This window comes from Rothia nasimurium (assembly GCF_928381415.1).
Classification (GTDB): Bacteria; Actinomycetota; Actinomycetes; order Actinomycetales; family Micrococcaceae; genus Rothia; species Rothia nasimurium_H.
On record NZ_CAKMSF010000003.1, the window covers coordinates 122,520 to 136,555 of the forward strand.

At 60.8% G+C, this 14,036-nt stretch carries 13 protein-coding genes; 11 read left to right on the forward strand and 2 right to left on the reverse strand.

What is annotated here, in order from left to right:
* The first annotated feature begins 6 nt into the window (after positions 1-6).
* The 5 genes from L7A20_RS04150 to proC all read left to right on the forward strand — a co-directional run bounded on the left by L7A20_RS04150 (position 7) and on the right by proC (position 6,315).
* Positions 7-426, forward strand: coding sequence for a pyridoxamine 5'-phosphate oxidase family protein (locus L7A20_RS04150; RefSeq protein ID WP_237185028.1), 420 nt, complete (start codon positions 7-9; stop codon positions 424-426).
* A 137-nt stretch (positions 427-563) separates the two neighbouring features.
* Positions 564-3,389 carry a type I DNA topoisomerase gene (topA, locus tag L7A20_RS04155; protein WP_237222504.1) on the forward strand — a complete coding sequence of 942 codons (2,826 nt, stop codon included), beginning with the start codon at positions 564-566 and terminating at the stop codon, positions 3,387-3,389.
* A 74-nt stretch (positions 3,390-3,463) separates the two neighbouring features.
* Entirely contained in the window at positions 3,464-4,450 is a 987-nt protein-coding gene (locus L7A20_RS04160; protein ID WP_237222505.1) for a Ppx/GppA phosphatase family protein, read from the forward strand.
* A gap of 2 nt (positions 4,451-4,452) precedes the next feature.
* Entirely contained in the window at positions 4,453-5,268 is an 816-nt protein-coding gene (locus L7A20_RS04165; RefSeq protein WP_237222506.1) for a sugar phosphate isomerase/epimerase family protein, read from the forward strand.
* A gap of 195 nt (positions 5,269-5,463) precedes the next feature.
* Positions 5,464-6,315 carry a pyrroline-5-carboxylate reductase gene (proC, locus tag L7A20_RS04170; protein ID WP_423817426.1) on the forward strand — a complete coding sequence of 284 codons (852 nt, stop codon included), beginning with the start codon at positions 5,464-5,466 and terminating at the stop codon, positions 6,313-6,315.
* 445 nt (positions 6,316-6,760) lie between these two features.
* Here proC and L7A20_RS04175 read toward each other — a convergent pair whose 3' ends face one another.
* Both L7A20_RS04175 and L7A20_RS04180 read right to left on the reverse strand, forming a co-directional pair.
* Complete coding sequence (locus L7A20_RS04175) at positions 6,761-7,438, reverse strand: potassium channel family protein (RefSeq protein ID WP_237185019.1); 678 nt, start codon at positions 7,436-7,438, stop codon at positions 6,761-6,763.
* Positions 7,431-8,780 (reverse strand): TrkH family potassium uptake protein, encoded by a 1,350-nt coding sequence (locus tag L7A20_RS04180; protein WP_237206373.1) that lies wholly within the window; start codon positions 8,778-8,780, stop codon positions 7,431-7,433. Before L7A20_RS04180 ends, L7A20_RS04175 begins: the two co-directional genes overlap by 8 nt.
* Positions 8,781-9,090: 310 nt before the next feature.
* Between L7A20_RS04180 and L7A20_RS04185 the strand changes: the two genes are divergently transcribed.
* The 6 genes from L7A20_RS04185 to L7A20_RS04210 all read left to right on the forward strand — a co-directional run bounded on the left by L7A20_RS04185 (position 9,091) and on the right by L7A20_RS04210 (position 14,021).
* The gene (locus tag L7A20_RS04185; protein WP_237222642.1) at positions 9,091-10,242 is read left to right on the forward strand and encodes an acetoin utilization protein AcuC; all 1,152 of its coding nucleotides are present in this window, start codon (positions 9,091-9,093) and stop codon (positions 10,240-10,242) included.
* 147 nt (positions 10,243-10,389) lie between these two features.
* Positions 10,390-11,274 carry an ArsR/SmtB family transcription factor gene (locus L7A20_RS04190; RefSeq protein ID WP_237222508.1) on the forward strand — a complete coding sequence of 295 codons (885 nt, stop codon included), beginning with the start codon at positions 10,390-10,392 and terminating at the stop codon, positions 11,272-11,274.
* A 50-nt stretch (positions 11,275-11,324) separates the two neighbouring features.
* Positions 11,325-12,575 (forward strand): FCD domain-containing protein, encoded by a 1,251-nt coding sequence (locus L7A20_RS04195; protein ID WP_237222509.1) that lies wholly within the window; start codon positions 11,325-11,327, stop codon positions 12,573-12,575.
* 236 nt (positions 12,576-12,811) lie between these two features.
* Positions 12,812-12,910 carry a 30S ribosomal protein bS22 gene (locus L7A20_RS04200; protein WP_005504750.1) on the forward strand — a complete coding sequence of 33 codons (99 nt, stop codon included), beginning with the start codon at positions 12,812-12,814 and terminating at the stop codon, positions 12,908-12,910.
* 116 nt (positions 12,911-13,026) lie between these two features.
* The gene (locus L7A20_RS04205) at positions 13,027-13,281 is read left to right on the forward strand and encodes a glutaredoxin family protein (RefSeq protein ID WP_237199604.1); all 255 of its coding nucleotides are present in this window, start codon (positions 13,027-13,029) and stop codon (positions 13,279-13,281) included.
* A gap of 53 nt (positions 13,282-13,334) precedes the next feature.
* Positions 13,335-14,021 carry a histidine phosphatase family protein gene (locus L7A20_RS04210; RefSeq protein ID WP_237199603.1) on the forward strand — a complete coding sequence of 229 codons (687 nt, stop codon included), beginning with the start codon at positions 13,335-13,337 and terminating at the stop codon, positions 14,019-14,021.
* Positions 14,022-14,036 lie beyond the last annotated feature (15 nt).

Sequence of the window (14,036 nt, forward strand, 5' to 3'; positions counted from 1 at the left end):
GGGGCCATGGTAGAGAATCCTATTAAAACCCTGTCTGAAGACCGCTGCTGGGAGCTGCTAGCTGCCCACGAGTTCGGCCGCCTGGCCCTGGCTGTTGGCGGGGAGGTAGATATCTACCCCGTCAACTTTGTGGTGCACGAGAAGAAAATCTACTTCCGCACCGCAGCCGGCCAGAAGCTCTCAGAAGTCGTCATCAGCCGCAAGGCCGCCTTCGAAATTGACGAGGTCATCGACGGTACAGCCCGCTCCGTTGTCGTGCACGGCAACGCCCACTGGCTCACCAGCGAAGCCGACCTCGACGCGGTTGAAGCCCTGGGCCTGCGCACCTACTCACCGACCTACAAGACCAACTGGGTTGAGGTAGAGCCGGTGAGCGTCAGCGGGCGCGAGTTCGAAATCGGGGCAGAACCTGCCGACGAGCTTTAAGGGGCTAAGGGGGCCAGCGTCGGCGCTGGCCCCGCACACCCGCGCTCTAAGGTCACAGCGGTCTAAGTAGACACGAAGCCCCGTAAGTCGGCTATTGTTGTGCATACACGCGAAAAACCGACCCCAAGGAGCCCTCAGTGCCCACTAAGGCAACCACCGAGCACGGCAAGTCACTGCTGATCGTGGAATCCCCCTCGAAGGTGAAAACCATCAGCGGGTACCTGGGCGATGCCTTCATCGTTGAATCCTCCATGGGGCATATTCGCGACCTTCCCCAGCCCTCTGAGTTGCCCGATGAGCTCAAAAAGAGCCCCGTCGGCAAGTTTGCGGTCAACGTAGAAGAAGGCTTCGAGCCCTACTACGTGGTCAACCCCGATAAGAAAAAGAAGGTCACCGAGCTCAAGCGCCTGCTCAAAGAGTCCGATGCCCTCTACCTGGCAACCGATGGTGACCGCGAAGGTGAAGCCATTGCCTGGCACCTGCTGCAGGTGCTCAAGCCCAAGGTGCCCGTCTACCGTCTGACCTTCCCCGAAATCACCAAAGAAGCGATCCAGCGCGGCTTCAACGAACTGCGCGACATCGATAACAACCTGGTGGACGCCCAGGAAACCCGCCGTGTGCTCGACCGTATCTACGGTTACGAGCTCTCACCGGTGCTCTGGCGCAAGGTCTCCCGCGGCCTTTCAGCCGGGCGCGTGCAGTCTGTGGCAACCCGCCTGGTCGTAGAGCGCGAGCGCGAACGCATGGCCTTCCGCTCAGCCACCTACTGGGACCTCACCGGTACCTTCACCACCTCTGCCTCCGAATCCTTCACCGCCAAGCTTTCTGCCGTTGACGGTGCCCGCGTGGCCACTGGCAAGGATTTTGCCGACGACGGCACCCTCAAGACCAGCGCCCGCGGCAAGGTTGCCCACCTGGACGAAGCCGCCGCCAGCTCCCTGGCGTCCGCGCTGGCGTCCGCCGCGTTCGCCGTCCGCTCGGTCGACACTAAGCCCTACACCCGCCGCCCCGCTGCCCCCTTCACCACCTCAACCCTGCAGCAGGAGGCCGCCCGTAAGCTCCGCTTCTCGTCCCGCTCCACCATGCAGGTGGCCCAGCGCCTTTACGAGAACGGTTACATCACCTACATGCGAACCGACTCGGTTGCCCTGTCTGACCAGGCGACCCAGGCTGCCCGCAAGCAGGCAGCTGAACTGTACGGTGCCGACTTTGTGCCCGCCTCCCCGCGCGTCTACACCTCCAAGTCCAAGAACGCCCAGGAAGCCCACGAAGCGATCCGCCCTGCGGGGGATTCCTTCCGTACCCCCGCCGAGGTCAAGAGTGCGCTAAGCATCGACGAATTCCGCCTCTACGAGCTGATTTGGAAGCGCACCGTCGCCTCCCAGATGGCTGACGCCAAGGGCTCCACCGCCTCCGTCCGCCTGGGGGCAACCGCCGCCGACGGCCGGGATGCCGAGTTCGCAGCGTCCGGCACCGTCATTACCTTCCGCGGCTTCCTCGCCGCCTACGAAGAAGGCAAGGACGCCCTGCGCGGCGAAGAGGGCAAGGGCGAGGCCAAGGACGGCAAGGACGACAAGCGCCTACCCAACCTGGCAGAAGGCGACTCCCTGCGCGGTAGCGATATCGAAGCTGCCCGCCACGAAACCTCACCCCCGCCCCGCTACACCGAGGCATCCCTGGTCAAGGCTATGGACGAGCTCGGCATTGGCCGCCCCTCAACCTACGCAGCCGTCATCTCGACCATCATGGACCGCGGCTACGTCAATAACCGCTCCGGCTCCCTGGTGCCCTCCTGGACCGCTTTCTCGGTCGTCCGCCTGCTCGAAGAGCACTTCGCCAAGTACGTGGACTACGAGTTCACCGCCGAAATGGAAGAAGATCTTGACCGCATTGCCCGCGGTGAAGAGGCCCGCCCCGAGTGGCTGTCTCACTTCTACTTCGGTGGGGGAGACAAGCGCGGTCTCAAGCCCATTGTTGACAACCTGGGTGACATCGACGCCCGCGCGATCAACTCTGTAGAGGTCGCTCCCGGCGTGAACCTGCGCGTGGGTAAGTTCGGCCCCTACCTTGAGACCGGCGGCGAAATCGATACCGAAACCGGCGAAATCAAGGACCCCATCCGCGCCAATGTACCGGCTGACCTGGCTCCCGATGAGCTGACCGAAGAAAAGGTCGCTGAACTGCTGGAAGCCGGTAAGAACGACGGCCGTGAACTCGGCGTTGACCCGGCCACCGGCCGCACCATTGTGGCCCGTGACGGCCGTTTTGGCCCCTACGTCACCGAGGTTATCCCCGAGATGACCGAGGAAGAAATCGCCGCCTGGATGGACGCCCAGCCCACCGAGTACTACAAGAACGGCAAGCCCAAGCCCAAGAAGAAGCCCAAGGCTGAAAAGCCCCGCACCGGCTCCCTCTTCAAGTCTATGGACCTGGCAACCGTCACCCTGGACGACGCCCTCAAGATTATGGCCCTGCCCCGCGTGGTCGGTACCGATGCCGAGGGCACCGAAATTACTGCCCAGAACGGTCGTTTCGGCCCCTATCTGAAGAAGGGCACCGACTCCCGCTCTCTGGAGACCGAGGATCAGATTTTCTCTATCACCCTGGAGCAGGCCCTGGAGATTTACTCCCAGCCCAAGCAGCGCGGACGCGGCGCCGCCAAGCCCCCGCTGGCTGAGCTCGGCGTAGACCCGGTCTCTGAAAAGAAAATCGTGGTGAAGGACGGCCGTTTCGGCCCCTACATCACCGACGGCGTCACCAACATTACGGTGCCCCGCAGCGAAACCATCGAGTCCCTGACCCACACCCGCGCGGTTGAGCTGCTCGCTGAGAAACGAGCTAAGGGCCCGGTTAAGCGCAAGACCGCCGCCAAGAAGCCGGCGGCCAAGAAAACCACGGCTAAAAAAACCACAGCCAAGAAGACTACGACCAAGAAGAGCACCGCTCAGAAAGCGGGCGAGTAGCCGGTTATCGCATGGGTCCCATCCTTGTACACTGGTAGGCAGGAAAACTTTTTGTCACCACTCAAGGGGGACCCATGCGTCTAGGCGTGCTCGATATTGGCTCAAATACCGGCCACCTGCTTCTGATTGAGGGGCAGCTAGGCTCCCGCCCCGAAGCCTACACCGCAGCCCACAAGGAGCCCCTACAGCTCGTCCGCTACATCGACGCGGACGGCAACATCACCGATGAGGGTCGCGACCGCCTCACCGCCTTCGTGAAGTCCGCAGTACTCTACGCGATTGAGCACGGGGCGGAAGACCTCTTAGCCTTTGCCACCAGCGCCATTCGTGAATCCAAGAACGGCCCCGAGGTGCTGCAGCACGTGCAGAACCAGACCGGCGTCAACCTCACCGAAATCACCGGCGACCAGGAAGCCGCCATCACCTACCACGCCGTGCGCCACTGGCAGGGCTGGGGCGCCGGCCGCATTCTCAACTTCGACATCGGCGGCGGCTCTTTCGAGTTCTCCACCGGCATGGACGCCTACCCCGACGACGCAATCTCCGTGCCGCTGGGTGCCACCCGCCTAACCGGCGACTGGTTCAGCGCCCCCGTGCCGTCCCCCAAGGAAATCAAAAAACTCCGCAAGTACGTGCGCGAAACCCTAGAACCCGTTGCCGAAACCCTGCTGGCCTACGGGCAGCCCCACATGGTCGTGGGCACCTCCAAAACCTTCCGCTCCCTCGCCCGTATCTGCGGGGCAGCCCCCTACTCGGCAGGTCCCTTCGTCAAGCGCGAAATGTCACTCGAAGACCTCAAACTCTGGACCCGCCGCCTGGAAGCTATGCCCCCCGAAGAACGTGCCGGCCTGCCCGGAGTCTCAGACGTCCGTGCCGAACAGATGCTAGCCGGGGCTATCGCGGCAGAAACCGCCATGGCCGTCTTCGGCGTAGACCGCATGCGCGTTTCCCCCTGGGCCCTGCGCGAGGGCCTGGTACTACGACGTATGAACTACCTCTCCCAGCAGGGGCCCGAAGCCATGATCGACCCCCGCTCCCTCGCCGAATTCGTGCAGGACTAGCCATGAGCACCGACGCACCCAAGAGCCCGTCCGCCCGCAAACCCGTACCGGTGGCGCTTTCTACCTCCTGCCTCTTCCCGCTCGGCGTACCCGAAACCTTCTCAACCGCCGTAGACCTGGGCTACGACAGCGTGGAAGTCATGATCACCCACTCGGCCCTCTCCCAAGAGCCCCACGACCTGCTCGACCTGATCCAGAAATACCAGATTCCCATCTCCGCCATTCACGCCCCCACCCTGCTCCTAACCCAGCAGGTCTGGGGCCGGGCCTGGAACAAGATGCAGATGGCAGCCAAAATGACCAAGGCTGTGGGGGCGGACGTCATCGTCGCCCACCCGCCCTTCCGCTGGCAGAAGCTCTACGCCAAGAACTTCGTGGCGGGCGTGCGGGAAATATCTGAACTTGAGAACGTCAAAATCGCGGTAGAGAACATGTACCCCTGGTCAGTCAAAGGCCACGCGATAGAGATGTACGCCCCTCACTGGGACCCCTCCCGCTTCGACTACGACTGGATGACCTGGGACTTCTCCCACGCAGCCGCAGCCGGTGACGACTCCCTAGAAGCCGTCAAACGCATCGGCTCCCGCCTGGGGCACGTGCATCTGACAGATGGATCGGGGGATAAAGTCATGGACGAACACCTGGTACCCGGCCACGGCACCCAGCCCGTCGCCGAGACCCTGCAGTACATCGCAGCTAGCGATTTTGACGGCGTTGTCTGCGCTGAAGTATCAACCCGCAAGGCCAAGGGAGCAGGGGCCCGCGATGACATGCTCTACGAGACCCTGCAGTTCGCTCGCACCCACCTAGCTCGATAAGTGCTGAGATTGTGGAGCCTGTGAGGAAACAATCTCGGTGCGTATCAGGAGAATTCGCGGCCCAGGCTCGTAGCGAAGCTGCTGGCTCGGGGCTGGCGTGAATCACCTTGTGAGCGCTAGCGAACCAGGTGAGAGGGTCGGCAGCGAGCACGAGCCTGGGCCGCGTTATCGTACGTGTCATATTCGAAGGAGAACATCATGACTACCGTTGCTTTTATCGGAACCGGCTCCATGAACGGAGCGATTGCCTCGGGTCTGCTCGCTGCGGGTACCGACCCTACCTCTGTGCGCGCGACCGTTGGCTCCCACGCCAGCATCTCTACCCTGCGTGAGAAACTGGGGGAGGGGGCTCAGGGCGTAACCATTCTTGCCGGTGAGGATGACGCGCAGGCTAACCTTAAAGCCGCTGAAGGGGCCGACGTGGTGCTGCTGGGCGTCAAGCCCTACGCCATTCTTGATCTTGCCCGCGAAATTTCACCGGCTCTGGGCGAGAAGACCGTAGTGGTGTCGGTTGCTGCCGGTATTACCCTAGAAGCCCTGCAACGGGCCCTGCCCGAGGGACAGCCGGCAATCCGTTGCATGCCCAATACTCCTTCGCGGGTGGGCAAGGGGGTGCTTGCTATCTCGGTGGGACAAACCGTGACCGAGGAACTGAAGGAGGCCGCTGCTTCGGTTCTGGGGGCAGCAGGCCGGGTGATTGAGGTTGAGGAAGAGCAGATGGGGGCGGTGACCGCTGTATCTGGCTCAGGCCCTGCCTACGCCTTCTTACTAGCAGAAACCATGGCCGCTGCGGGCGTAAAGCTGGGTCTCGACGAAAAGACTGCTACTGAACTGGCTGCTGCTACGGTGGCGGGCGCGGGCTATCTGCTGGATGCTGACCCCAACCCCCAGGATCTCCGCAAGGCGGTTACCAGCCCCAAGGGTACAACCGATAGGGCAATTACCGCCTATATTGATGGTGGCCTTTTTGAACTGACGGAGACCGCTATGCGGGCCTGCCTAGCTCGGAACGAGGAAATGACCGAAGAGTTCAGCTCCGAAAAATAGTACAGGCCTAGTCTAAAAAAGAGGATCTGTAAAAGCAGGCTGTGTTACCAAAACCCCTGATGGGGCTGAGGTAAGCAGCCTGCTTTTCCTTGCAAACAAAAGCAGTCTGGATACACTAAAGGCCAGTCCGTAGGGAATCGGACTGGCCTTCAGCTTTCTCTTCTGCCGGTAGGGATCCGGCTTCAAGAGAAGGCTCGCAACCTGAAGTAGATGGGATTAGGGGGAACCATCTGGGAATCTTCAGGCCTTGAGCTACTTGAACGGGTTCGCGGACCGTTCAGTAATCACTCGCACCTTTAGAGGTAGTTATAACTATATGCCAGTTTTTAAGTTTATGCACCCTGAAAATCAAAAAAAGACGAATTATTTCGGAAGACACCTGAGCGGTTTCCATGCTCAGGCGAGTATAGGGTGTGGTCAGGGCTTTCTTGTAGGTATAAACCTGTTAGGGGCGTGCAGCAAACCTTTCAATCAGGTCCACCTGGCCAGAGACAATCAATAAATCGCGAGAAGAAACCCGGGTATCGGGCGTCGCATAGGTAATTTCTTCACCCGGCGATTTCACTCCCACGATGGTCACCCCGTATTTAGACCGCACATCAGACTCAGACAGGGTAAAGCCGTGGGTCTCCTTGGGAGGGTACATCTTGACGATGGCAAAGTCGTCATCGAACTCGATGAAGTCCAGTAGTCGCCCTGAGACTAGGTGGGCTGCTCGCACCCCCGCATCCGACTCCGGGTAAACAACCCGGTGTGCTCCAATACGGGAGAGAATCTTGCCATGGGAAGGTGTGATAGCTTTAGCCCAAATACGTTCGATGCCCAGGTCCACCAGGTTGGCGGTAATGAGCACCGAGGCCTCCACGGAGGTACCCACACCCACCACGGCGGCGGTAAAGTCCTGGGCCCCCAACTGGCGCAGGGCATTCATGTCGGTGGCATCTGCCTCAACCACGTAGGTGAGGTCGCCCGACCATTTCTGCACCAGCACCGGATCTTTCTCAACGACCAGCACTTCCTTGTTCTGGCGAACGAGCTGGGCAGCGGTAGCCGAACCAAAGCGTCCTAGGCCAATCACCAGCACGGGGGCACTATGGGCGGGGCGGAAATCTTTTCTAGCCAATGATGGGCCTTTCTTCGGGGAATTTGTAGAGGCGGCGGCGGGAGCGCATGGCCAGGCCGGTAGCTATGGTAATGGTGCCGATACGGCCGATCAGCATGAGGGTGGAGAGAATATAGGTTCCGGACGGTGGCAGCTCGGCCGAGAGCCCGGTAGACAGGCCGCAGGTGGCATAGGCCGAGATGACTTCAAAGAGAGCCCTGTCGAGGCCGACCTGGCTGATGAGCATAATAGCGGTGGTGCCTGCCAGTACAAACACGAAGCTCATCATAATCACGGAGATAGCGATACGGAGGACAGCATCGGGAATGGTGCGGTTGAAAGCCACGACGAACTGGTCGCCGCGTGCTTCTGCCAGGATCGCCAGGAAGACCACGGTGATGGTGGTGATTTTGATGCCGCCTGCGGTGGATGCGGAGCCGCCGCCGATGAACATGAGTACGTCGGTGAGCAGCATGGTGACGGGGTGGATATCTGCCATGTCGACTAGGTTGAAGCCGCCGGAGCGGGTCATAATCGAGGCAAAGGCGGCGTTGAGGATTTTATCGTCTGCGCCCATGGTGCCGATGGTGCGGTCGTTGCCCCACTCTAGGGCGCCCCAGGCAAAGGAGCCCAGGAAGAAGAGTACCAGCGTGCCGATGATGGTGAGCTTGGCGTTGAGGTTCCACTTGCTAAAGCGCAGGTTGTTGCGCAGCACCAGAATGACGGGGAAGCCGAGCGAGCCCACCATGACGCCCAGGGCGATGGGGAAGAGAATCCAGAGGTCGTGGCCGTAGGGCACAATGCCGTCTGAGTGGGGGGTGAAGCCCGCGTTGTTGAAGGATGAGACCGCATAGAAGACGCCGTGCCAGACTGCCTGCCAGAGGGGCTCCCCCAGCACCAGGAAGCGGGGGATAAGCGTGAAGGCGATCAGGGCCTCAATGGCGATGGAGGTGAAGGCCACGGTGCGGAGCACTGAGCCAACCTCACCCAGGCGTCCGATATTGAGGGATTCCTGGGCGATAATTTTGGAGCGCAACCCCAGCTTGCGCCCCACCGCCAGCGCCAGGATGGAGGTGAGGGTGAGCGTGCCGAGGCCACCAATCTGCGAACCTAAGAGAATCATGAGCTGGCCAAAGAAAGTCCACTGTTCGGCGGTGGAAACCGTGGTGAGACCGGTGACAGTCACGGCGCTAGTCGCCGTAAAAACAGCGTGGTGAAACTCCACCTGCTGGCCATCGCGTGAGGCCCAGGGGGTGTAGAGCATAAGCGAGAAGAAAATAATGACCAGCAAGAAGGCCGCAATAGCAATACGCGAGGATGACGATCCAAAGAGGCGGTCTACCAGGTCGCGCAGGTGGGCCATGCGGGCCTGGAAGGTTGCCGAAAACTTAACAATTTGAAGGAGCTGCTGGTATTCCAGCTGCCCCTGTTCCATGGCGTCCAGAACTCGCTTGCGCTCCTGGACCTTGCGCACAATTTTGCCCATGTTCTTCACCTCGCTTTCTTCTGCCGTCTCTAGCGTAGTCTGCGTGTCATACAAGCGGGGTGTGGTGCCCGCAGAGTTTTTATGTGTTTAATGGTAAGTGTGACTCAACTTACCAAAGGAGGTAGTGCTGGTGGCTATCATCGACAGCCTGACGCCCACCGATGTGCGTGTGCTCTGGACCCCTGCCATGGCCAACTACTATTTTGGCGACTACCACCCCATGCACCCCTCGCGGTTGGACGCAACAGCCTCCCTAGCGCGGGACCTTGGGATTTTTGACCTCCCGCAGGTAGAGCTTGAAGAACCTGAAATCGCCACCGTGCACCAGCTCATGCTGGCCCATGACTACCCCTATATTGACGCGGTGCAAAAAATCAGTGCCGACCCCACACTGACCATCGCCAGCTGTGGGCTGGGTACCGAAGATACCCCCGGGTTTGAGGGGGTGCACGAGGCGTCCGCCCGACTCGCCGGGGGCACCTACCAGGCTGCCGAAGCTATCTTGAGCGGTAAGGTCAAGCACGCCGTTAACTTCGGTGGGGGCATGCACCATGCCTCACGCGATCACGCCAGCGGCTTTTGTATCTATAACGACTGCGCCGTGGGTATAGCCCGCCTGCTTGAAGCGGGGGTGCAGCGGGTCGTCTATATCGATGTGGACGCCCACCACGGGGACGGCACGCAAAGTATCTTCTGGGACGACCCCCGGGTGATGACCATTTCCCTGCACGAGAGCGGCATGACCCTCTTCCCCGGTACCGGTTTCGCTAACGAGGTGGGGCCCGAAGGGGTGGCTGCCGGAACCTCGGTTAACATCGCCATGCCCGAAAGCACCACAGATTCAGGGTGGCTACGAGCCTTTGACGCGGTGGTCCCTAGCCTTCTGCGACAGTTTCAGCCCGAGGTGATTGTCAGCCAGCACGGCTGCGACTCCCATCTGGCCGATGACATGTCGCACCTGAACATCAGCATTAACGGGCAGCGGGAAATTGCCGCCCATATCTCCTTGCTGGCGGACGAGCTCTGTGAGGGTCGCTGGATTGCCACCGGGGGAGGGGGCTACTCCATCTACAACGCTGTGCCCCGCTCCTGGAGCCACCTTATTGCGGTGGCGGCCGGTCAGCCCCTCGACGTAAATATGCCGACGCCGGAATCGTGGCAGGCTTATATGCTTGAAAAGTACGGGACTAAGGTGCCCACTATGATGGGGGATCCCGTGGACCTCTGGTGGTACTCCTGGGAGGTTGGCTACGACCCGGCCAGCAGCGTAGACCGCAGCATTATGGCCACCCGCAAGGAAGTATTCCCCCTCTGGGGGCTTGATCCCTGGTATGACTAGGCCGGTATAGGGGCGGGTCATCGGGCCCGGCAGATGGCCCTGTACGTTGGCTTTCAGCCTGAGTGCTAGCTGGGCATAGACGAAGAGTGTCCCCATTTCTGCTGGTCAAACATGCAATTGTGGGTATATATGTGTAAAGATGTCAGTATGAAAGACGACGTATTTGCTGTTATCGCCGACCCCACGCGGCGACACATCCTCCAGGCACTAGCCGTCGAACGACTAGCCGTTGGCGAACTGGTCGAGGAACTGGGCGTCAGCCAGCCCACCGTATCTAAGCACCTCAAGGTACTACGCACCGCCGGTCTGGTCGAAACCGAAGCCGTAGGCCAAAAGCGGTTCTACTCCATTACCCCCACGCCTTTGACCACCGTTACAGCCTGGGCGGAGGGGCTGCTGGCCGCCCCTGCCCTCGAAGAATTACAGGCAGAGGAGGCCGGAGAAAGCTCGACCGCTACCCAGTCTGCTCCTGAGCAGCAGGACAAGGCGTCCGCTCCGGCCGTGGACGTGCCCCACCCCAACACCGCCGGTATTACTTTCACTCCGCTAACCCCCTTTACCCCCGTGCTTGAAAACCGGGTAGCAGATGAGGGCGACCTTGTCGCTGAGGTAGAACAGGGCATCGTGGACCAGCAGGACGCTGTGAGCGAGCAGGTGCGCCAGCTTGCCCAGAACCTGAGCCTGGATGCAAAGGGCGAAGGGCCGATTAGCTTCAAGGTGCCCACCCCCGAACAAGTGATGGCCCAGGAAACGGCCCTCAAGGCTGTAGCGGCTCAAGAAAACCGGAAGAGCCTGGTATCGCAGGTACAGGCCGTAGAAACCGGTGAGGCAGAAGCAGCAGAAGTAGAGCCCACTGCGGCGGTAACTGAGCACGAGGATTCCCTGGCAGCTGCCCGCCAGGTTGTAGCCGATGCTGAGGCTCGGGCTAAGGCGAGCGAGGACCAGGCCCATAGGCAGGGTGCCGAGGAGGCCAGCGACGAACGAGGTCTCTTGGCCAAGCTCACCCGCTGGGGCCGCCGTAGCTCCCGCTAGATTTTTTGCCCTCTCACCCCCTGCTATTTCAAAGGACACTGTAAGACTGTATGGCACACCATCAGCAGCTTCTCGACTGGATTGAGAACGAACTGATTAACCAGACCCTGCACCTGGGCGATAACCTGCCCGACGACAGGGTGCTGGCCCGTGAGGTGGGTATCAGTCAGAACCACATGCGGGAGAGCCTCAAGCACTGCGAAGAAATCGGGGTGCTCAGGCTCTACGAGGGGCGGAAAAAGAGCATTATCGCCCAGCTGGTGCGGGAACCGGCGGCCTCGGCGGGGCCAGCCGTTAGCCTCTATCTGGCTAGCTCCCTCTCGCCCCGCCAGGATCTGCTGGCAACCTGCCTGCTGCTTGAAAACCATGCCCTCACAGGGCCCGACTACGACCAGTCGGCCTTTGAAGAGCTAGACCGCATTGTGGATGCCATGCAGGACGACGCTACCAGCCTGAGCGACTTTCACGAGCTCGAAGCGGATTTCCACATCCAACTCGGAAGACTCTCTGGCAACGCCCTGATTTCTGCCCTCTTGGCGACCCTGCGTGACGCCATGATTGAGGCCCGCTTCGAGCTGGTCAGCCAGGTTCCCCTATGGAGCGCTACCGCCTCGCGCCTGCGTATGGAGTATCGGGCTATCGTCGATGCCGCCCGATCTGGCGACGCTGCCCTCGCCCAGACCCTGCTCAGAGCCAACCTGCAAGAGCGCTTTGCTGAGGCCGGGCACCCGGTCGATTTTGAGACCCCGACTAGGGAAGCGGGCAGCATCAACCTTGAACCCATCGAGGTTGAGACCCAGGAACTGGTGCCCGATACCTGGGGCGGGCCCATTGAGCCTGATCTGTTTGAAGCCCTCACCAGCATCCAGCCTATGGACGCCGCCCCTGCAAGCGTTCAGCCCCCTACCGGGAGCACAACCCGCCGCAGGCGAGGGACGGTGAGCCCGGTCGTCCGCGCCGCTAGCGCTACCGCCAGCGCTGACCCCGGTGCAGCAGCCCCCAAGAAGCCGGAGGGGCCCGCGGCCAGCGAGGCTCCCCAGTTGGAGGGTACAAGGGAAGAAACTGCCCGTGACGCCGGTGAAGCTGCAGCCCCGCAGGGCGCCAGAAACCAGCCCGCTAAAAAGCGTTTTGACGTGGCTGGCTACTTTGGCTTCCGCAAAAGCGCCCCTGCCCAGCAGGAGGCTGGAAGGGTTCGCGACCCCCACGCTGCAGAACCTGCCAGGGCAGTGGAAGAAGATTCGGGTGAAGATGCCGCAGCGGCCCTGCGCGAGGGCTACGAATACGCCACCAGTGACCGCTAGAGGGTAGATAAAACGAGAAAATGCTCTCACTTGCCGGTGAACAGTCGGCGAAAAGCCCTGTTTGCCTGTAGGCTTGGGAGAGAGCGTTTTTTCACGCCGAGGGTATTGCTATGCCCTTTATGCGTGCTTTGGAGCGTTTATACCGGTATAGCGCCCGGATAGCTACCGACCTACCGCCCTCGGGCGATTGCTGTCGGCCGGGTATCGACCACTATTTAATAAGTGAGGTGAATCCAATGGGTTCAGTTATCAAGAAGCGCCGCAAGCGTATGTCTAAGAAGAAGCACCGCAAGCTTCTCCGCAAGACTCGCCACCAGCGCCGCAACAAGAAGTAAATTCTTCACCGCGAGCCCCGCACCTGTCTCGGTGCGGGGCTCGCGCTGTATCACCGGACTTTCGGGGCGGACGGGCCCGCTCGCCTCGCGGGGGAGCGGCGGGTTAGAGTGGAGCAATGGCTACACCACTGATTGAACTGCTGACTAAGCCCGGCTGCCACCTGTGCGAAGCTGCCCGGGAGACGACCGGTCGGGTGACAGGCGGCTACGGGCTGACCTACACAGAAATCAACGTTGAAGAGCACCCCGACCTGTTGGAGCGTCACCGCACCGAGATCCCGGTGCTGCGGGTTGACGGTGAGGTTAAGGACTTCTGGCAGGTTAATGCCAAGCGTCTGGCGAAGATTATTGAGAAGAAACTGGCGGAGTAAACCGGCGGGGTTGCTGGTTAGCGCTTACTGACTAGGTTTGAGAGACTAGAGATATGAATACTTCTTCGGCAACTGTCACCGTGCACCTGATGCGCCACGGCGAGGTGCATAACCCCGACCGTATTGTGTATGGGCGTCTGCCCAATTACCACCTGTCTGAGACGGGGCAGAAGATGGTGCGCTTGTCTGCCGAAGAGTTTAAGCGCCGCGCGGATGCCGGTGCCAACATCGTGCACCTGGTCTGCTCCCCGCTTACCCGCACTCGCGAGTCGGCTGCCCCCATCGAGGAACTGCTGGGCCTGGTCGCCCAGCCCGATGAGCGCGTGATTGAGGCCGGGAACTATTTTGAGGGTCTGCACGTGAATAAGCAGGAGCTGCTGGGCAACCCCCGCCACTGGAAGCACCTGCTCAACCCCCTGCGTCCGTCCTGGGGTGAACCCTACCGGGATCAGGTAACGCGTATGGCTGAGGCTATTAAGGACGCCGCCCGCACCGCCTATGAGAAGGGCGGGGATGGTGCTGAGGCAATTATCGTCTCGCACCAGCTGCCTATCTGGATGGCTCGTACCTCTGTGGAGGGTGGGGCGCTGCCGCATGATCCGCGCAGCCGCCAGTGCAATTTAGCTTCCATTACAAGTTTTACCTTCCCCAATATTTTTGCCCCTGGCAAGCCAAAACTCTCCTATGTTGAGCCTGCTGCCGAGCTCTATTCAGGTGTTATTCAGTTACCGGGGTCATAATGGCACCGACTGCAA

What these genes read in the sequence shown, in the direction of transcription:
- L7A20_RS04150 (WP_237185028.1), top strand. Translation starts at nt 7, where the DNA reads ATGGTAGAGAATCCTATTAAAACCCTGTCTGAAGACCGCTGCTGGGAG.
- L7A20_RS04160 (WP_237222505.1), top strand. Translation starts at nt 3,464, where the DNA reads ATGCGTCTAGGCGTGCTCGATATTGGCTCAAATACCGGCCACCTGCTT.
- L7A20_RS04165 (WP_237222506.1), top strand. Translation starts at nt 4,453, where the DNA reads ATGAGCACCGACGCACCCAAGAGCCCGTCCGCCCGCAAACCCGTACCG.
- L7A20_RS04180 (WP_237206373.1), bottom strand. Translation starts at nt 8,780, where the DNA reads ATGGCCCACCTGCGCGACCTGGTAGACCGCCTCTTTGGATCGTCATCC.
- L7A20_RS04185 (WP_237222642.1), top strand. Translation starts at nt 9,091, where the DNA reads ATGGCCAACTACTATTTTGGCGACTACCACCCCATGCACCCCTCGCGG.
- L7A20_RS04190 (WP_237222508.1), top strand. Translation starts at nt 10,390, where the DNA reads ATGAAAGACGACGTATTTGCTGTTATCGCCGACCCCACGCGGCGACAC.
- L7A20_RS04195 (WP_237222509.1), top strand. Translation starts at nt 11,325, where the DNA reads ATGGCACACCATCAGCAGCTTCTCGACTGGATTGAGAACGAACTGATT.
- L7A20_RS04200 (WP_005504750.1), top strand. Translation starts at nt 12,812, where the DNA reads ATGGGTTCAGTTATCAAGAAGCGCCGCAAGCGTATGTCTAAGAAGAAG.
- L7A20_RS04205 (WP_237199604.1), top strand. Translation starts at nt 13,027, where the DNA reads ATGGCTACACCACTGATTGAACTGCTGACTAAGCCCGGCTGCCACCTG.
- L7A20_RS04210 (WP_237199603.1), top strand. Translation starts at nt 13,335, where the DNA reads ATGAATACTTCTTCGGCAACTGTCACCGTGCACCTGATGCGCCACGGC.